Source organism: Micromonospora sp. WMMD714 (assembly GCF_029581315.1).
In the GTDB taxonomy this organism is placed as follows: Bacteria; Actinomycetota; Actinomycetes; order Mycobacteriales; family Micromonosporaceae; genus Micromonospora; species Micromonospora rifamycinica.
Map to the genome: position 1 here is coordinate 5,149,542 of NZ_CP120744.1, position 19,224 is coordinate 5,168,765.

Genomic DNA, 19,224 nt, shown 5'->3' on the forward strand with positions numbered 1-19,224 from the left:
CGTCGCGGCCCCGGCCCGGTCGTCCGCCCGACCGGGGCCGGACGGCGGCCGGCTCCGGACTCACTACGCTCGTCGGTCGTGGACGACGACGCGCTGACCGGGATGGTCACCCTCCCGGCCGGGAGGGTGACCCTGTCCGACCGGCGGACCGAGCGTCGCTGGTCGGTCGGGGTGGCGGCGTACCGGCTGGGCGTCGTGCCGGTCACCCAGGGGTGGTACGCCCGGGTCACCGGCGAGCGACCGGGCACCGCCCGGGGCGACCGGCTGCCCGTCGAGGGGGTGTCCTGGTCGGACGCGGTGCGCTTCTGCGTCGCGCTGTCCCGGCAGGAGGGGCTGACACCCGCGTACCGGCTGCACGACGACGGTGAGGGCGTCGACTGGGACCGGGCCGCCGACGGCTACCGGCTGCCCACCGAAGCCGAGTGGGAGTACGCCTGCCGGGCCGGCACCACCGGCCCGCGCTACGGGCCGCTCGACGAGATCGCCTGGTACCGGGGCAACTCCGATGGTCGGCTGCACCCGGCGGGTGACCGCCAGCCCAACCGGTGGGGCCTGTACGACCTGCTCGGCAACGTCTGGGAATGGTGCTGGGACGTCTACGACGCCGAGGTGTACGGCAGCTACCGGGTGCTGCGCGGGGGCGGCTGGTTCGACGAACACTGGAGCTGCCGGGCCTCGGTACGCCGCCGCAGCCACCCGACGTTCCGGATCGACGACGTCGGCTTCCGGCTGGCCCGCTCGCTGCCCCGCTGACCCCCGGAACGACGCGGCGTGCGTCCGGCGCGGGCGCTCCGGGCCGTGTCCGTCCGGAGCGGCGACCCGGCGGCGTAGGTGTGTCCGGCCCCGGGTGCGGATCAGGGCAGGCGGCGGGTGCTCTGCCGCACGATCAGCGGGGTGGCCAGCTCGATCCGGTGGCTGTCCAGTCCCTCGCCGGCGACCAGCGACAGCAGCATCCGGGTCGCCATCCCGGCCATCTCGGCCAGCGGCTGGCGGACGGTGGTCAGCGGTGGGGCGGCCCACCGGGCGGAGTCGAGGTCGTCGAAGCCGACGATGCTGATGTCGTCGGGCACCCGGGCACCGCGCTCGTACAACGCCTCGTAGGCGCCCAACGCCATCTCGTCGGCGCAGGCGAACACGGCGGTGGGCGGCTGGGCGAGATCCAGCAGGGCGTTCATCTCCCGGTACCCCGAGGGGGAGGTGAAGTCGCCGTGCCGGACGTACCCGGCGGGGATCTTGCGGTTGGCGGCGTTCATCGCGGCCCGGTACCCGTCGAGCCGGGCGCGGCTGCACGGCACGGTCGGCGGCCCGCCGATCACGGCGATCCGGTGGTGGCCCAGGTCGAGCAGGTGCTCGGCGGCGGCCACCCCACCGGACCAGTTGGTCGCGCCCACCGACGGGATGCCCGCGCCCGGCTGGCCGGCCGGGTCGATGATGACCACCGGGATGCCGAGCTCGTCGAGCTGCCCCTGCTGGCTGGGGGAGAGGTCGGAGAGCACGAGCAGCACCCCGTCGCAGCGGCGTTTGGAGAGCTGCTCGATCCACCGCCGGTCGGGACGACTGCGGCTGCGGCCGTGTACCGCGGAGACGACCACCCCGACCCCGGCCCGGTAGGCCAGCTCCTCGACGCCGTCGAGGATCTGCATCGCCCAGGGGCTGCCGAGATCCTTGAAGACCAGGTCGATGAGGCCGGCGGCGCCGGGCATCGCGGGCGCCCGGCGGGCGGTGTACGACCGCCGGTCGAGCAGGTCCTGGATCCGCCGTCGGGTCGCCGGGGCGACGTCGGGGCGACCGTTGAGCACCTTCGAGACGGTGGGGACGGACACCCCCGCGGCCGTCGCGATCTCCGACAGCGTCGCCCGGTCTTCCGCCATGCCCGTCTCCTCACAGTCACACGCCCGCGGGCAGCATAGCCCGAAAGTTTCGGAAGTCGGGGGCGGGCCGACCGGTTCGGCGTTTCGGCCGGTCCGCCACCACCGTTCGCCGCCCCGCGCTGCCGGGGCGTACCACCGGAGGGTGCGGCAGCCGAAACTTTCCCGAAACGGTCGTCCGGCGGCCGGGCGTCGTCGTCCCGGCCGCCGGCGACCGGACGGGAGCCGTGCCCGGCGCGGTCCGGGCCGGGTCGGCAGGTGCCGGATTTCGGCACCGGTCGCCGATACGGCATGCTGGGCCGCAACGGCGGGAACCACTGCCGGTGGCCGGCGACGACCCGCGGACACGCGGTCGTCCACGCGCGATACGTGCGGGAGGGCAGGACGGCGATGGCCGAGGCGTGGCGTTCCGTGTTCACCGGCACCAGCGAGATGGCGGCGAGGATGCGCGCCGTCGACTGGTCCGCCACCTCCCTCGGCCCGGTCGACGGATGGCCGGCGAGCCTGCGCACGGCCACCCGGATCTGCCTGACCTCCCGCTTCCCGATGATCGTGTGGTGGGGGCCGGAGCTGCGGTTCATCTACAACGACGCCTACGGCCCGCTGCTCGGCAGCAAGCATCCCGCGCTGGGCAAGCCGGGTGACCAGGTGTGGGCCGAGATCTGGCACATCATCGGGCCGATGCTGCGCGGCGTGGTGGAGACCGGCGAGGCGACCTGGTCGGAGGACCTCCTGCTGCCGATGAACCGGCACGGCTACTGGGAGGAGACCTACTGGACGTACTCCTACAGCCCGCTGCACGACGACGACGGCGTGGTACGGGGTGTCTTCACCGCGGTGAGCGACACCACCGAACGGGTGATCGGCCAGCGCCGGCTCGCCGCCCTGCAGGACCTCGGCGCGCAGGCCGGCACCGCCCGCACCGTGGACGAGGCGTGCGGGCTGGTCGCCGCGTCGCTCGGCCGGGCCGGGGTGGACGTGCCGTATGCGGCGGTGCACCTGCGTACCGCGGGCGGTGCCCTGCGGTTGGCCGCCAGCACGCTGGCCGGCGAGGCCGACCGGGCCGCCGCCGGGGACACCGCGGCGGTGTGGCCGGTGGCCGACGTCCTCGCCGACGGTGAGCCGGCGCACGTCACCGACGTCGTCACCCGGATCGGCGAGCTGCCCACGGGCGGCTGGCAGACCGCGCCCACCGAGGCGGTGGTGCTGCCGCTGCACGGCGAGACCGGTGCCGAGGACATCGGCGTCATCGTGCTGGCCGCCAGTGCCGGCCGGGCGCTCGACGAGGGCTACCGCACCTTCCTCGACCTGGTGGCCCGGCAGACCGCCGCCCTGATCAACGGCGCGGTGGCCTACGAGGTGCAGCAGCAGCGGGCCGAGGAACTGGTGGAGCTGGACCGGGCGAAGACGGCGTTCTTCTCCAACATCAGCCACGAGTTCCGCACCCCGCTCACCCTGATCAACGGACCGTTGCAGGAGCTGCGCGCCCGGCTGGGCGACCGGGACGAGCAGGTCCGCGACGAGCTGGAGGTGATCAACCGCAACGCGCTGCGGTTGGGCAAGCTGGTCACCGCGCTGCTCGACTTCTCCCGCATCGAGGCCGGCCGGATGCAGGCGAGCTACGAGCCCGTCGACCTGGCCCGGTTCACCGCCGAGCTGGCCAGTGTCTTCCGGGCGGCGGTCGAACGCGCCGGCCTGACCCTGGACGTGGACTGCCCGCCGCTGTCCGGCCCGGTGCACGTCGACCGGACGATGTGGGAGAAGGTGGTCCTCAACCTGCTCAGCAACGCCCTGAAGTTCACCTTCCACGGCGGCATCCGGGTCTCGGTGGCCGAGCGCGACGGCGTGCCGACCGTGCAGGTCGCCGACACCGGCATCGGCGTGTCGGCCGACGAGATACCCCGGCTGTTCGAACGGTTCCACCGGGTGCCCCAGGCCCGGTCCCGGTCGCACGAGGGCAGCGGGATCGGACTGGCCCTGGTCAGGGAACTGGTCGGCCTGCACGGCGGCACGATCGCCGTGGACAGCACCCCGGACGTCGGCACCACCTTCACCGTGCGGATCCCGTTCGGCGTCGCCCACCTGCCCGCCGAGCACGTCGTCGGAGACACCGGATCCACGGCGCCGTCGGACACGGCCGAACCGTTCGTCCGGGAGGCGCTGCGCTGGCTGCCCGCCGACGGCACCGACCACCGGCCGCTGCCGGAGCCGACGCGGTCCGACGACGTCGGCCCGGACCGCCCCCGGGTGCTGGTCGCCGACGACAACGCGGACATGCGGGAGTACCTGCACCGGCTGCTGCGCTCCCGCTACGACGTCACCGCGGTGGGCGACGGCTACGCCGCCCTGGCCCGCGCCCGCACCGACCTGCCGGACCTGATCGTCAGCGACGTGATGATGCCCGGCCTGGACGGCCTCGAACTGGTCGCCGCGCTCCGCGCGGATCCCCGCACCATGGGGGTGCCGGTGCTGCTGCTGTCGGCCCGCGCGGGTCAGGAGGCCGCCGTCGAGGGGCTGGAGGCCGGCGCCGACGACTACCTGGTCAAGCCGTTCTCCGCCGAGGAGCTCCTGGCCCGGGTCCGCGCCAACGTCGACCTGGCCCGGCTGCGCAACCACCACGCCACCTGGCGGGCCGCGATGATCAACTCGTTGCAGGAGGGCTTCTTCGTCCTGGACGCCGAGGGTGTCCTGGTCGAGATGAACACCGCCTTCGCCGACCTGTTCGGCTACGGCCCGGAGGGGCTGCCCTACCGCCCCCGCTACCCGTGGTGGCCCGACGACCCGGCCGACCCGTCGGCGAACCGGCTGGTGGCCGACGCGTTCGCCCAGGCCATGACGGTGACGCACGGCTCGTTCGTGGTGCCGCTGCGACACCGCGACGGGCACCGGCTCTGGACGGCCGTCGCGTTCAACGCGGTCACCGACGACCACGGCCGGCGGATGGTCGTCGGCACCATCCGCGACGTCACCGCCGAACGGTACGCGGTGCAGCGGGAGACCGCCCTCAGCGTGCTCAACCAGCGGCTGTCCCGGGCCGCCAGCACCGTCGAGGTGCTCCAGGCCGGGGTCGAGGAGCTGCGCCACCTGTGGCAGGCGCACCGGGTGTTCGCCACCCACTGGGCGGCGGACGGCGCACCCACCCTGACCGCCACCCCCGACGTCGACTGGGCACAGCTCCCCGGCCCGGTCCGCGACACGATCACCGGGCTCCGGTCGCAGCCGGCGCTGCGGGTGACCATCGACCCGGCCACCGGCGTCCGGCCGGCCGGTGCCGGCACCACTGTCGACTCGCCGCAGGGTCCACTGGTGATCTGGCTCGAACTCGACCCGGCGCGCGGTTTCGGCACCGAGGACCAGATGCTGCTGCTGCTCCTGTGCGGGGCGCTCGGCCAGGCGTTGCAGCGCGCCCACGCCGCCGACCAGCAGCGCGCGGTGGCGGTCGCGCTGCAACGCGCCATCCTCGGCCCGGCCGACCTGCCCGAGGGCTTCGCCGTCCGCTACGAGCCGGCCACCCGCCCGCTCGAGGTCGGCGGCGACTGGTACGACGCGGTGGACCTGCCGGACGGCCGGATCGGCATCGTCGTCGGCGACTGCGTCGGCCGGGGGCTGCCCGCCGCCGCGGTGATGGGGCAACTGCGCAGTGCCTGCCGGGCGCTGCTGCTGGAGGCGTCCAGCCCGGCGCAGGTGCTCACCGCGCTGGACCGGTTCGCCCGGATGCTGCCCGGAGCGGCCTGCACCACGGTGTTCTGCGGCATCCTCGACCCGGAGACCGGAAAGCTGACCTACAGCAGCGCCGGGCATCCGCCCGCGATCCTGACCCACCCCGACGGCCGCACCGAGCTGCTCGCCGGCGGGCGGGGCAGCCCGCTGGGCATCCCGTCACGGGGCGGACGCCCCGACGCCACCAGCGTCGTCCCGCCCCGCGCCGTGCTGCTGCTCTACACCGACGGTCTGGTGGAGCGCCGCCGGCAGTCGCTCGACACCGGGATCGCGCAGGCCGCCTCGGCCGTCCGCGAGGACCACACGGTGGGCGTGGAGCAGCTCGCCGACCGGGTGATGAGCCGGATGACCCCGCAGGGCGGCTACGACGACATCGCCCTGCTGCTCTACCGTCATCCGGCGCCGCTGGAGCTGTCGTTCCCCGCCGACCGGTCGCAGATGGCGCCGGTGCGCTCCACCCTGCGGCAGTGGCTGCGGCGCACCGGCGCCGATCCGCACCTGGCCCAGGACGTGCTGGTGGCCACCGGCGAGGCCTGCGCCAACGCGGTCGAGCACGGCCACCGCGACGCCCGCCCCGGCCTGATCCGGCTGCTCGCCGTGGCCACCGGCGCCGACCTGTTCGTCACGGTGGTCGACTCGGGACGGTGGAAGGTGCCCGAGCTCGATCACGAACGGGGACGCGGCATCAAGCTGATGCGCGCGTTGATGGCACACGTCGACATCCGGACCACCGACACCGGCACCACCGTCGAGCTGCACACGAGGATCCCCGCATGAACACGCCTCTGGACCTGGCCACCGGCCTCCAGGCGGACGGCGCCCCGGTGCTGACCGTCGTCGGCGAGATCGACATGAGCAACGCCGCCCTGTTCCGGACGGCGATCGCCGACGCCGTCGTGGACGGACACCGGCTGACCGTGGACCTGACCGCCGTGGAGTACCTGGACAGCGCGGCGCTCGCGGCGTTGTTCGCGCACGTCGACCAGCTCCGGGTAGTGGCCAATCCGTTGCTGGACAGCGTGCTGACCATCTCCGGTCTCCGCGACCTCACCACGGTGACCATCCGGGACTGACCCGACCGGTCGACCGCCCCGCACCGAAGGGCCGGCCGGACCGTACGCCCGGCGGGCCGGCTGCGACAGCCGACGTCGGACCGTCCCGGCTCAGCCGGCGAGCACACCGGACTCGTTGCCGTCCCGGCCTGAGCCGGGGAGCACACCGAATTCGTTGCCGTCCGGGTCGGCCAGCACGACGACGCCGTCCGCGCCGACCTCGACCCGGGTGGCCCCGAGGCCGACCAGCCGATCGACCGCCGCCTGCCGGTCACCCTCGGGCACCAGGTCGAAGCGTTGCCGGTTGCGCCCCCGCTTGGGGTTCACCGGCGGGCCGCCCCAGGCGACCTTCGTGCCACCGTCCGGCGACTGGACGGCGGTCTCCTCGTCCCGGTCCCACACCAGCGGCCAGCCCAGCGCCGCGCTCCAGAAGAGGCCGACCGCCCGGGTGCCGTCGCAGGCGATCTCGCCGAGCAGGCCGCACCCGGCGAGGAAGGAGTTGCCCGGCCCGATGACGCAGAACTCGTTGCCCTCGGGATCGGCCAGCACGACGTGCCGCTCCTCGGGCCGCTGCCCGACGTCGAGGTGGGTGCCGCCGAGATCCAGCGCGGTCGCCACCTGCCGCTGCTGGTCGTCGGGGTCGGTGCTGGTCAGGTGCAGGTGCATCCGGTTCGGCCCGGCCCTGCGGGTGGCACCCGGCACGAACCGGAGGCCGGGCTGGGTGGCCGTGCCGGGCAGGCAGGCGCCGCCGCCGGCCTCCGCGGCGACCTCGCGGTCGAGCAGTCCGGCCCAGAACCGCGCCAGGCGGACCGGATCGTGCGCGTCGAAGGTCACCGTCAACGGTCGGGAGAGCATCACCGCACGGTAGACACGGGCCGGCGGGACGACAAGGCAATTACGCCGGCCGGCGGGAGCGGGTCAGTGGCCGTGCCAGGAGCGCCAGAGGGCGGCGTAGCCGCCGTCCGCGGCGACCAGCTCGTCGTGCCGGCCCACCTCGGTGATCCGGCCGTCGTCCAGCACCGCCACCCGGTCGGCGTCGTGCGCGGTGTCGAGCCGGTGCGCGATGGCGACGACCGTCCGCCCGGCCAGCACCGCGCCGAGCGCCCGCTCGGTCCGCCGGGCGGTCGTCGGATCCAGCGCGGCGGTCGCCTCGTCGAGGATGAGGATGTCCGGGTCGGCGAGGACGAGCCGGGCCAGTGCCAGCTGCTGGGCCTCGGCCGGGCCGAGGTCCCGCACCCCGGCACCGAGCGGGGTGTCCAGACCGTCCGGCAGGTCGGCGTACCAGTCGGCGCCCACCGTGGCCAGCGCGGCCCGCATCCGGTCGTCGGTGACGCCCGGCGCGGCGAACGCCAGGTTGTCCCGCAGCGAACCGATGAAGACGTGGTGCTCCTGGGTGACCAGGGCGATCCGCCGACGTCGCTCGGCCGGGTCGAGGTCGGTGACCGGGACGCCGCCGAGGCGTACCTCTCCCTCGGCGGGCACGTCGATCCCGGCCAGCAGCCTGGCCAGGGTGGACTTGCCCGCCCCGGACGGGCCGACCACCGCGAGCCGTTCCCCCGGCGCGACCGTCAGGTCGATGCCGTGCAGCACCTGCGGACCGTCCGGATAGCGGAACGTCGCCCCGCTCACCTGCACCGCGCGCCCGACGGGCACGGCGGCCCGGCCGCGCGGCTCGGGTGGCACCTGCCCGACCCCGAGCACCCGGGCGAACGAGGCGACGCCCCGCTGCGCCTGCTCCACCCACTGCAGCAGCCGGTCCAGCGGCTCGATCGCCTGTTGCAGGTAGAGCGTGGCGGCGACCACCTCACCCAGGCTGACCCGGCCCCGGGCCAGCAGGACGCCCCCGGTGAGCAGCACGGCCGCGATCGGGATCGGATAGCTGCCCTCCACCACCGGAAAGACCACCGACCGCAGGGCGAGGGTGGCCCGGCGGGTGGCCCACACCGCGCCGATGCGTCGGGTGCCGTGGGCGATCCGCTCCCCGCCCAGCCGCAGCGCCTCGGTGGTACGGGCGCCCTCGGCGGTCGTGGTCAGCGCCTCGGTCAGCTCCGCCGTCGCGGCCCCCTCGGCCAGGTAGGCCGGGGTGGCCCGGCGCAGGTACCAGCGCACCGCCGCCAGGATCGACGGGAGCCCGGTGAGCGCCACCAGGCCGAGCAGCGGGTCCAGCAGGAACACCGCGCCGAACAGCAGCACCAGGTGGGTTCCCGTGATGACCAGCACCGGCACCACGTCGCGCAGCATGGTGCCCACCGTGGACACGTCCACCGAGCCCCGGGTGGCCAGGTCACCGGTGCCGGCGTGCTCCACCACCGAGACGGGCAGGCTGAGCAGCCGGGTCACGAAGTCCTCGCGCAGCCGGGCCACCGCCCGCTCACCGAACCGGTGCCCGGCGTACTGGGCGTAGCGGGAGAGCAGCCCCTGGGCCAGCACGCAACCGCCGATGGCGAGCGCCAACCGGTCCACCGTGCCGGTGCCCGAGCCGGCGGCGATCTCGTCGACGATCCGACCGACCAGCCACGGCGCGGCCAGCCCGGCGAGCGCGGCGGCGCAGTGCAGCACCAGCACGACGACGACCGCCCGCCGGTCACCGGCGAGCATGTCCCGCGCGGCCCGGCGTACCACGGGGACACCCGCGACCGGAAGGCGCGTCACCGGACCGGCCGCCCGACCGGCTCGTCGTCCGTGCCGCCCGCGCGGGACACCAGCCGTCGGTAACCCGGGTCGTCGGCCAGCAGCGCGGTGTGCGGGCCGGTGCCGGTGACCCGGCCGGCGTGCAGGTGGGCGACCGTGTCGGCGTGGCCGAGCAGCACCGGCGAGGTGCTCAGCACCACGGTGGTCCGGCCGGCGCGGGCCTGCCGCAGCCGCTGCGCCACCCGCGCCTCGGTGTGCGCGTCCACCGCCGACGTCGGGTCGACCAGGATCAGCACCTCCGGCTCGGTGAGCAGGGCGCGGGCCAGCCGGACCCGTTGCCGCTGGCCCCCGGACAGGGTGCGGCCCCGGTCGCCGACCGGGGTGTCCAGGCCGGCGGGGAGGCCGTCGGCGAGGTCACGGGCCGACGCCACGTCCAGCGCCGCGCCGATCCGGGCGTCGTCGGCCGCCCCGCCGGTCGGGCCGGCCAGGATCTCCCGCAGCGTGCCGGCGAAGAGGTACCCGTCGTGGTCGGCGACCAGGATCCGGGCCCGTACCTCGTCCAGCCCGACCCCGGTCACCGGAACCCCGCCCCAGGTCACCGCGCTGGGGACGTACCGGCCCAGCCGGTCGGCCAGGGCGACCGCCTCGGCCGGGTCGTCGGCGGCGACCCCGGTCAACCGGCCCGGCCTGACCGTCAATCCGGTGTCGGGGTCGTGCAGCTCGGCCGGACCGGTCGGGGCAGCGTGGGCCACCGGGCCACCCACCGGGTCGGGGGCGAGCCGGAGCAGGTCGACGATCCGCCGGGCGGCGACCCGTCCCTGGATCAACTGGTAGCTGCCCTCCAACAGGAACCAGACCGGCACGACGAGCACCGCGACGTAGCCGTAGACGGCCACCAGCTGCCCGACGGTGAGCGTGCCCTCGGCGGTCATCCGGGCGGCCAGCCACACCACCGCGGCGAGGAAGGCCCCGGGGACGACGGTGGTCAGCGCGTCGACCCAGCTGAGCACCGCGCCCACCCGGTACCCCTCGGCCCGCAGCCGCCGCGACCGCGCCACGTACCGGCGGGCGAACAGGTGCCGACCACCCACCCCGGCGAGCACCCGCAGCCCGGCCACGATGTCGTCGGCCCGGGTGGTCAGCTCGCCCTGCCGCTGCCGGTAGACCGACTCGGCCCGCTCCAACCGGCGCAGCAGCGGCCCGATGGTCAACGCGACCGCCGGCACCCCCAGCAGCGTCACCGTCGCCAGCAGCGGGTCGATCGACCAGAGCACCACGGCGGCGACCGCGTACGCCAGCACCGCGCCCACCCCCGGGCCGGTCAGCGTGAGCACCTGCGAGGTACGCACGATGTCGTACCCGCCGACGGTGGCGACGTCACCGGCGGCGAGCCGGCGGGGCAGCACCGCGCCGACCCGGGCGAGCTGCCGCAGCAGCACCGCCGCCGAACGGGCGCTGGCGTCCTCCCGGACGTAGGTCATCGTCCGGTGCCGCAGGATGCCCGCCCAGGCCACCGCGGCCCCGGCCGCGACGATCGCGGCGCACCAGCGCAGCAGCGCCCCGGTGTCCCCGGTGCGCAGCCCGTCGTCGATGGCCCGGGCGATCAGGAAGGGCCGCACCGAGAGCCCCACCATCCAGACACTGCCGATCAGCCCGCCGCGCAGCACCCGCCCCGGTTGGCAGCGGACCAGCCACCAGATGTACCGCAGCGGCCCCGCCGTGTCCGGGCTGCCGGGGTCGGGGTGGGGTAGTCGTGGGGGCACCGGCCCAGGCTAACCATCGATCGTCGGGCATGCCGGCCCGTCCGGCCGGCACCCGGGGCCCCGGCCGCCCCGCCCGCCGCGTTGACGTGGTGGCCGGCGAGCGGACAAGCTCCCTGTGGACGGATCCCCGGCGGCGGAGAACCGCCACCGGCACGACGGGGGAGGGTGGATGACGCGGCGAGGGGGCGCGCCCGCGCGGGCCGGCTGGTCGACGTGGCTGCTCGCCGCGTTCGTGGTGCCCGCCGTCGTCCCGGCCCCGGCGGCCCTGCCGGCCCCGGTCCCGGCGGCAGTGGTCTCGGCGGCGCTGCCGGTTCCGGCCCCGGCGGCGCTGCCGGGCACGGCCCGCGCCGCGGCTGCCGACGTGGCGTGCCGGGTACGCGACGAGCGGCTGACCGAGATCTCCGGGATGGTGGCCACCGACTCGGGGTTCGTGATGGTCAACGACGGCGCCGACGAGGCGTCCCGACGGCGGATCTTCTTCCTCGACACCCGCTGCGCGGTGGTGCGTTCGGTGCCCTACCCCTCGCGCCCCCGCGACACCGAGGACCTGGCGGTCGGTGCGGACGGGACGGTCTGGGTCGCGGACATCGGCGACAACGACCGGGTCCGGTCCACGGTGGCGCTGTGGCGGCTCGCGCCCGGCTCCCGCCGACCGGTGCTGCACCGGTTGTCCTACCCCGACGGCCCGCACGACGCGGAGGCGCTGCTGCTCGGCCGGGACGGCCTGCCGGTGGTGGTGACCAAGCAGGGCGGGGAGGCCGGCGTGTACGTGCCGACCGGGCCGCCCCGGGCCGGTGTGACGGTGCCGATGCGGCGGGCCGGGCAGCTCCGGTTGCCGACCACCACGACCGCGAACCCGTACTCGTTCTTCGGCCGTCGACTGGTCACCGGTGGGGCCACCGCGCCGGACGGCCGTCGGGTGGTGCTGCGCACCTACGCCGACGCGTTCGAGTTCGACGTCCCCGACGGCGACGTGGTGGCCGCGCTGACCGGCGGCACGCCGCCCCGGGTGGTCCCGCTGCCGGACGAGCCGCAGGGCGAGTCGGTCAGCTACAGCCGGGACGGCCGGTGGTTGCTCACCGTCTCCGAGACCGCCGGCCAGCCGGCCGGAACCCGGCCGACGGTCCTGCGTTACGCCCTGCCCGGGGGAGCCGCGTCGCCGGTGCCGTCCGTGTCCGTCGCCGTGTCGGCCGCGTCCGCGCCGGCCACCGGGTCGTCGTCCGCCCCCGCGCCGGGCGCAGTCGACGCCGGTCGTCACCGGGCCGACGCCGGTGGGGTCCGGTCGTTGCTGCTGGGGGTCGGGGTGATCGTCGCCGGTCTGCTGCTGGTGGCGTCGGTCGGTGCCGCCCGGGCGCGGCGCACCGGGCGTTGACCCCGGGGACGGGCGACGGCCCGACTTCCCGGTGAGGGATGCTGGACCCGTGCAGATCACGATCCTCGGCCCGCTCGCGGTCGACGGCCGGCCGGTCCGGGGTGAACGGCTCGCCGCGGTGGTCCGCGCGCTGGTCGACGCCCGGGGCCGGGCGGTCGCCACCCCGCTGCTGGTGGACGCGGTGTGGGACGGCACGCCGCCCGACGACGCGACCGGTGCCGTGCAGGCGCTGATGTCCCGCGTGCGCCGGCTCGGGCTGCCGGTGGTCGCCGTACCGGGCGGATACCGGCTGCCCACCGAGGACGTCACCGTCGACGCGGTACGGGCCTACAGCCTGGTCGAGCGGGGGCGGGCCGACCTGCGAGCCGGTGACGTGCCGGCGGCGGGGACGGCGGCCGACGCGGCCCGCGCGCTGTTCCCCGAGGTCCCCGAGCTGGACACCACGGAGCACGCCCGGCTGTTCGCCGACGTCACCGCACTGCGCGCCGAGGCCGCCCTGGCCGGTGCGGGGCGGCACGACGAGACGGACCTGCGGCGGCTCGTCGCGCGTACCCCGCCGGACGAGCCGTCGGCGGCCCTGCTGGTCCGGGTGCTCGCCGCCCAGGGGCGCGACGCCGAGGCGCTGGAGGTGATCGAACGGCTCCGTGCCGAACTGGCCGACCGGTACGGCACCGATCCGTCACCGGTGATCACCCAGGTCCACCTGTCGTTGCTGCGCGGCGAGCTGGCCGCCCCCGCCGCCGTCGGTACGACCCCGGCCGCCGTGCCGCGCAGCACCCTGCCCGGCGCGTGGCGCCGGCCGAGGACGGCCCTGGTCGGTCGGGAGCGGGACGTCGAGGCGGTGGAGGCGGCGCTGACCGAGGCGGCCCTGGTGACCGTCGTGGCGACCGGCGGCGCGGGGAAGACCCGGCTCGCCGCCGAGCTGGTGCGGCGTACGGCCGATGCCGGACGACCGGCCCGGGTGATCGAACTCGCCGGCCTGCGGGCACCCGAGGAGGTGCTGCCCACCGTGCTCGCGGCCCTGGGCGGGGCGGACACCACGACGGCAGGCGGCCCGCTGGGTCGGGAACGTCGGGTGCTCAGCCCCGGCGAACGGCTGCGGGCGCTGGCGCCGGACCTCGACGGTCTGGTGGTGCTGGACAACTGCGAGCACCTGCTGGACACCGTGGCGACGGTGGTCGCCGACCTGGTCGCGGTGACCCCACCGGAGGTGGCCGTGCTGGCGACCAGCCGGGCCCCGCTGGGTCTGGTCGGTGAGCGGGTCCACCGGCTGACCATGCTGCCGGACGCCGACGCGCTGGAGCTGATCGAGTCCCGGGCCCGCGCCGGTGGCGCGGCCCTGACCGGGGACGCGGTCCGGGTGCTGGAGCTGTGCCACCGGCTGGACAACCTGCCGTTGGCCCTGGAGCTGGCCGCCGCCCGGCTGCGGCACATGCCGATCGACGACGTGCTCGCCGGGCTGACCGACCGGTTCGCGCTGCTCGACGCCGCGCTGCGCGGACTGCCCGAGCGGCACGCGAGCCTGTGGGCGATGGTCGACTGGAGCCGGGAGCTGCTCGCGCCCGCCGACCGGCACCTCCTCCAGCGGCTCGCGGTCGTCCCCGGCCCGTTCACCGCCGAGCTGGCCGCCGCCGTCGCCGGGACCGCCGACGTCCGACGTGGGCTGGCGACGCTGGTCGAGCAGTCCCTGCTGACCCTGGTGGAGGGGGAGGGTCCGCCCCGCTACCGGATGCTGGAGACCGTCCGCGAGTACGGCGAGGCCCGCCTCGACGCCGCCGGTGACCGGGACGCGGCGACGGCCGGCCTGGTCGACTGGGCGCGGCGGGAGGCGGTCCGCTTCGTCGACCGGTTCATCGGCCCCGGCCAGCTCGACGCCTTCGCCCGGTGCGCCGCCGAGCAGGACAACCTCATCGCCGGCCTGCGCGGGGCGCTCGGGCACGACGACGAGCCGGCGGCCGTGGACGTCGCCACCGCGCTGTTCCACCTCTGGACCGTGCGGGGCCTGCACGTGGAGGTCTCCGGGTGGGCCGGAAGCCTGCTGCACGTGGACGACCCGGCCCGTCGCACCGGCTCGGCGATCCTGGCCGGGCGGTCCAGCGGCCGGCCGCTGCCCGACGCCGGCCGGCTCGCCTGGACGTGCCTGCTGGTGTCGGTGAACGCCGGCATCAGTGGTCCACGCCGGCTCGCCGCGCTCGCCCAGCGGGCCCTGCGCCGTCTGCTGGCGGAGCGGCCCGGCGAGGTCTCCTCCCGGACAATCGCGCTCGCCGCGGCGCTGCCCGCGCTCGCCCTGTTCGACGCGGGCGAGGCGCTGCCGGGGACCGCCGTGCTGATCGCCCATCCGGACCCGTACGTGCAGGGGTTCGGGCTGTTCGCCCGCGCCGCGATCCGGGAGAGCGGTGGTCTGCCGGACGCGTCCGCGGCCGACGCGGAGCAGGCGTACCACCGCTTCGAGGCGGCCGGCGACCACTGGGGGATGGCGATGGCGGCGCAGGCCATCGGGCACGCCGTCACCGCGTCCGACGGCGGCCGGGCCACCGCGTGGCTGGCCCGCAGCGTGCACCACATGGACCTGATCGGCGCCACCCAGGACTCCCGCTCGATCCGGGTGCTGCTGGACGTGCAGCTCGCCCTGGCCGGCGACCCGGCCGCCGAGCGGCGGCTGGGTGAGACCGCGGCACCGGGGCAGGGCGCGGTGCTGGACACCGCGCAGGCGAGCCTGGGCCTGGCCCAGCTCGCCTGGCGACGCGGCCGGTACGCCGAGGTGCTCGGGCACGCCGACGCGGTGACCAGGGCGCTGGCCGGATGGACCGGTCCGCCGCCGCAGCCCCGGGTGGTGCTCCTGGTCACGGTGGCGGTGTTCCACCTGCGGGTGGCCCAGGTGCGGCCGGACGCCGGGTGGACCGCCGACGCCCACGCGGTCGGGCTGCTGGTCCGGGCCGGCGGGGAGGCGCTCTCCTCCCGGGACCTGCCGGTGATCGGCACGTGGGCGCTGGGCGGGGCCGAGCTGGCCGCGCACCGTGCCGACGTCGACACCGCGCGGGAGTTGTTCGTGCTCGGCACCCGGCTGGGCAGCAACTCGGCGACGTTCTTCCCGTCCGGCACCGGCGAACGGCTCACCGCCGCCCTCGTCGACGAGGAGCAGCGGGAGCCGATGCTGGCCGGGTGGCGGTCCCGCCCACCCGGCGCGGCCGTCACCCGGGTCCGCGAGCTGATGGACGATCTGCTCGGCCGGGTCAGACCTTCCGGCGGTACGCACGCAGCGCCAGTGGCATGAACACCGCGACGAAGCCGGCGCACCAGAGCAGCGTCCACCACACGTGGGCGCCGACCGGGGTGCCGAGGAACAGCCCGCGCATCGCCGTCACCAGGTGGGTCAACGGGTTGACCGTCACCACGGCCTGCATCCAGCCCGGCAGGGTGCCGGCGGCGACGAACACGTTGGATCCGAAACTCAGCGGCATGATCAGCGCGAACATCAGTCCCTGCACCGCGCCCGGGGTACGCACCTTCATCGACACGTAGACCGGCAGCCAGCTCAGGCAGAGCGCGAACAGCACCGCGAGCAGGCAGCCGGCGACGGCCCGCAGCGGGTCGGACTCGATCCGGAAGCCCATCAGGTAGCCGATCCCCAGCGTCGACACGGTGACGATCACGTACCGCACCACGTCGCCCAGCACCGCCCCGAGCAGCGGCGCGGAACGGGGGACGGGCAGGGACCGGAACCGGTCGAAGATGCCCTTGGCGATGTCGGCGTTGAGGTTCACCCCGATCGCGATGCACCCGGTGGCGATGGTCTGCGCCAGGATGCCGGGCAGCAGGAACTGCAGGTAGTCGTGGGTGGAGCCGGCGACCGCGCCGCCGAAGACGTAGACGAAGATGACCAGGAAGAGCATCGGTTGCAGGGTGACGTCGATCAGCGCCTCGGGGGTGCGCCAGGTCTTGATCAGGCTGCGCTGGGCCAGCGCCAGCGAGTGCCGCAGCAGGCGCAGCGGGCGCGGGTTCGCCACCGCCCTGGACAGTCGCGGGTTGGTCCTGGGCGGGGTACCGGTCAGGGTGCTCATGCGGCGACCTCCGTACGGGCGCTGGTGTCGTCGTCGGCCGCGGTCCGGCCGGTCAGGGTGAAGAACACCTCGTCGAGGCTGGGCAGGTGCAGCGAGAGTTCGGTGACCGGGATGCCGGCGGCGGCCAGCCGGGCGACGCTCTCGGTCAGCGCGGTGTCGTCGGCGACCGGCACCGCGAGCACCCCGCGCCGGATCTCGTCGGCGGAGGCGCCGGAGCCCACCCCGGACAGGATCGCCGCCGTCGGGGCCAGGTGTGCCGGGTCGGCCGGCCGGACCTCCAGGGTCTGCCCGCCGACGACCCGCTTGAGCCCCTCCGGGGTGTCGTGCGCGATGACCCGGCCGTGGTCGATCACCGTGATCGCGTCGGCGAGCGCGTCGGCCTCCTCCAGGTACTGCGTGGTGAGCAGCACGGTCGCCCCGTCGGCGACCAGCGACCGGACCACGTCCCACATGTCCTCGCGCTTGGCCGGGTCGAGACCGGTGGTCGGCTCGTCCAGGAAGATCACCTCTGGTGAGCCGACCAGGCTGGCGGCCAGGTCCAACCGCCGCCGCATCCCGCCGGAGTAGGTCTTGGCCGGTCGGTGCGCGGCGGCGGTCAGGTCGAACCATTCGAGCAGCTCGGTGGCCCGCCGCCGGGCACCGGCCCGGCCGAGCTCCAGCAGCACGCCGAACAGCTCGAGGTTCTGCCGCCCGGTCAGGTCCTCGTCGACCGAGGCGTACTGGCCGGTGAGGCCGATGGACTGCCGGACCTGCTCGGCCTGGCGTACCACGTCGAGGCCGTGGATCCGGGCGGTGCCGGCGTCCGGGGTGAGCAGCGTGGACAGGATGCGGACGGCGGTGGTCTTGCCGGCCCCGTTCGGGCCGAGCACCCCGAGCACGGTGCCCCGGGGCACGGCGAGGTCCACCCCTTGCAACGCCCGGGTGTGCCCGAAGGTCTTGACCAGACCCTCGGCCTCGATCATCAGATCAGTTGTCATGCCGTGCAGCGTGCGCCGGCCGGCTGACACCGCGCTGACACGCCGCTGACACGGCCCGGGTGCCACCGTCGGCGGTGGCACCCGGGCGTGCGGCGGTGGGGTCAGCAGCGCTGGATGGTCGCGTTGGTCAGGGTGACGTTGCTGATGGTCAGGTTGTCGGCGCAGGGGTTCTCCACGATGCGGTTGTTCACCAGGGTGAAGTTGCGCAGGGTGAGGTCCCGGTTGCCGGGGAACTCGGCGCGTTCGGCCAGCCGTACCTCGCCGCCGCCGCTGATCGTGCCGCCGTTGGTGGCCAGGCTCACGCCGTAGCAGTTCTCGATGAGCACGGCGTTGTTGCCGGTGTTGGCGATGTCGACCCGGTCGATCGTCGCGCCGCCGGACTCGGAGACGCAGAACACGCCCCGGCCGCCGCCGCGGGCCCGGACCGTGCCGACCCGGATGTTGGTCGGGTAGCCGTCGCCGATGCGGCCGTTGCGGTTGGCCATCCGGAACGCGGCGTAGCCGGTGCCGGTGCCGGCGTTCTCGGCGTCCACCGTGGACACGGTGGCGTTGATGGTCTGGTTGAGCAGCAGGCCGGACTCACCGACGTTGCGGGCGGTGACGGTGCCCACGGTCAGCCCGTCGACGCCGTATGTCTCGACGGCGTGTGAGCTGGCGCCCGAGACGTACACGTTGTCGATACGCACGTTGCGGGTCCACTGGCTGGTGTCGCCCCGGTTGTCGATGCGGACGCCGAGGCCGGCGGAGAGCCGCATGTCGAGCTGCCCCAGCACGACGTCGGTGACGTTGCGCAGGAAGATCCCGTACAGCGGGGTGCCGGTGAGGGTGAGGTGCTGCACCTCGACCTGGGTGGTGCCCCGGGAGTAGACGGGTGCCTGGTCACCGGAGCCGGTGCCGGTGACGTTGATGGTGCCGCACACGTCGAGGGTGGTGTAGCTGGGCAGCGAGATGCGGGAGTTGGCGCTCATCGTGCCCGAGCCGCGGACCACCACCCGTTGCTTGCTGGTCCGGCCGGCGGTCAGGCTGTTCACCGCGGCCTGCACGGCGGCCCGCAGGTCGGTGCCGGTGTGGACGGTCGTCCCGCCGTTGCGGACCGTCCAGGTGCCGCCGCTGAGCACCGCCTCGGCCTGGAACGCGCCACCGCCGCAGTCGGCCGTGCCGCCCAGCCGGGCCAGCTGCCACTGCTGGTTCGCGCCGTCCAGGTCCTGGTACTGCGAGATCGTCGCGCCGTCGGCGGTGGACCGTTCCCACACGTCCAGCGCCTTGCCGGAGTGCCGGTTGAGCAGCCGGACGTAGCCGCCCGCGGAGTCGACCAGCCGGAAGTGCTGCCGGGTGTTGCCGCTGACCGCCGGGTTCTGCACCAGCGGGGTGCCGTCGAGGGCGTTGGGCAGTTCGAGGACCTTGCCGCTGTGCGCCGAGCGGATCTGGTAGTAGCCGCTGCCCATGTCGACGAACCGCCACTGCTGCACGGCGAGGTCGTTGCGGGTGTACTGCTTGACCGGGGCGCCGTCGGCGGTGGACCAGTCGTACAGGTCCATCGCCTTGCCGCTGTTGCGGTTGACGAGCACGTAGCTGGCCCCGGTGTCGACGGTGGCCGCGGTGGCCGCCGGTGGGGCGACGGTCGTGGCGGCGGCGACCAGGGCGAGGGTGGTGACGGCCAGCAGGCCGGGCCGCCGGGGGGAACCTCGGGTGGGGGTCGCAGGGGGCATCTGGCTCCTTCCGCGGTGGTGGGGTACGGCCGGGACGGGCCGCCGGGCGGTCTCTCCGCTGCACCGTATCG

At 75.1% G+C, this 19,224-nt stretch carries 12 protein-coding genes; 5 read left to right on the plus strand and 7 right to left on the minus strand.

Annotation, left to right across the window (positions count from 1 at the left end; all coding sequences use genetic code 11):
• Positions 1-102: 102 nt before the first annotated feature.
• The gene (locus O7625_RS21965) at positions 103-753 is read left to right on the plus strand and encodes a formylglycine-generating enzyme family protein (protein ID WP_282347047.1); all 651 of its coding nucleotides are present in this window, start codon (positions 103-105) and stop codon (positions 751-753) included.
• A gap of 101 nt (positions 754-854) precedes the next feature.
• Here the strand turns inward: O7625_RS21965 and O7625_RS21970 are convergent, their stop codons facing one another.
• Positions 855-1,871 carry a LacI family DNA-binding transcriptional regulator gene (locus O7625_RS21970; protein ID WP_067308301.1) on the minus strand — a complete coding sequence of 339 codons (1,017 nt, stop codon included), beginning with the start codon at positions 1,869-1,871 and terminating at the stop codon, positions 855-857.
• A 366-nt stretch (positions 1,872-2,237) separates the two neighbouring features.
• Here O7625_RS21970 and O7625_RS21975 point away from each other — a divergent pair, with 366 nt between their 5' ends.
• Positions 2,238-6,365, plus strand: a complete 4,128-nt coding sequence (locus O7625_RS21975; RefSeq protein ID WP_282341131.1) for a SpoIIE family protein phosphatase — start codon at positions 2,238-2,240, stop codon at positions 6,363-6,365.
• On the plus strand, positions 6,362-6,661 hold the full coding sequence (locus tag O7625_RS21980) for an STAS domain-containing protein (protein WP_282341133.1): 300 nt from the start codon (positions 6,362-6,364) through the stop codon (positions 6,659-6,661). The genes O7625_RS21975 and O7625_RS21980 overlap by 4 nt, the downstream gene beginning before the upstream one ends.
• Positions 6,662-6,751: 90 nt before the next feature.
• Here the strand turns inward: O7625_RS21980 and O7625_RS21985 are convergent, their stop codons facing one another.
• From O7625_RS21985 to O7625_RS21995, 3 genes are all read right to left on the minus strand, one after another.
• Positions 6,752-7,495 carry a VOC family protein gene (locus O7625_RS21985; RefSeq protein WP_282341135.1) on the minus strand — a complete coding sequence of 248 codons (744 nt, stop codon included), beginning with the start codon at positions 7,493-7,495 and terminating at the stop codon, positions 6,752-6,754.
• 63 nt (positions 7,496-7,558) lie between these two features.
• Complete coding sequence (locus O7625_RS21990) at positions 7,559-9,238, minus strand: ABC transporter ATP-binding protein (protein ID WP_282347048.1); 1,680 nt, start codon at positions 9,236-9,238, stop codon at positions 7,559-7,561.
• A gap of 50 nt (positions 9,239-9,288) precedes the next feature.
• Entirely contained in the window at positions 9,289-10,938 is a 1,650-nt protein-coding gene (locus O7625_RS21995) for an ABC transporter ATP-binding protein (protein WP_282347050.1), read from the minus strand.
• Between the two features lie 265 nt (positions 10,939-11,203).
• Here O7625_RS21995 and O7625_RS22000 point away from each other — a divergent pair, with 265 nt between their 5' ends.
• Positions 11,204-12,406, plus strand: coding sequence for a hypothetical protein (locus O7625_RS22000; protein ID WP_282341137.1), 1,203 nt, complete (start codon positions 11,204-11,206; stop codon positions 12,404-12,406).
• Between the two features lie 49 nt (positions 12,407-12,455).
• Entirely contained in the window at positions 12,456-15,680 is a 3,225-nt protein-coding gene (locus O7625_RS22005) for a BTAD domain-containing putative transcriptional regulator (RefSeq protein WP_282341139.1), read from the plus strand.
• Here the strand turns inward: O7625_RS22005 and O7625_RS22010 are convergent.
• From O7625_RS22010 to O7625_RS22020, 3 genes are all read right to left on the minus strand, one after another.
• A complete protein-coding gene (locus tag O7625_RS22010) occupies positions 15,640-16,467 on the minus strand; it encodes an ABC transporter permease (protein WP_282341141.1) in 828 nt (275 codons plus the stop codon). The two genes, O7625_RS22005 and O7625_RS22010, sit on opposite strands and share 41 nt — an antisense overlap.
• Positions 16,464-17,444 (minus strand): ATP-binding cassette domain-containing protein, encoded by a 981-nt coding sequence (locus tag O7625_RS22015; protein ID WP_067308334.1) that lies wholly within the window; start codon positions 17,442-17,444, stop codon positions 16,464-16,466. Before O7625_RS22015 ends, O7625_RS22010 begins: the two co-directional genes overlap by 4 nt.
• Before the next feature lie 101 nt (positions 17,445-17,545).
• Entirely contained in the window at positions 17,546-19,153 is a 1,608-nt protein-coding gene (locus O7625_RS22020) for an RICIN domain-containing protein (protein WP_282341144.1), read from the minus strand.
• Positions 19,154-19,224 lie beyond the last annotated feature (71 nt).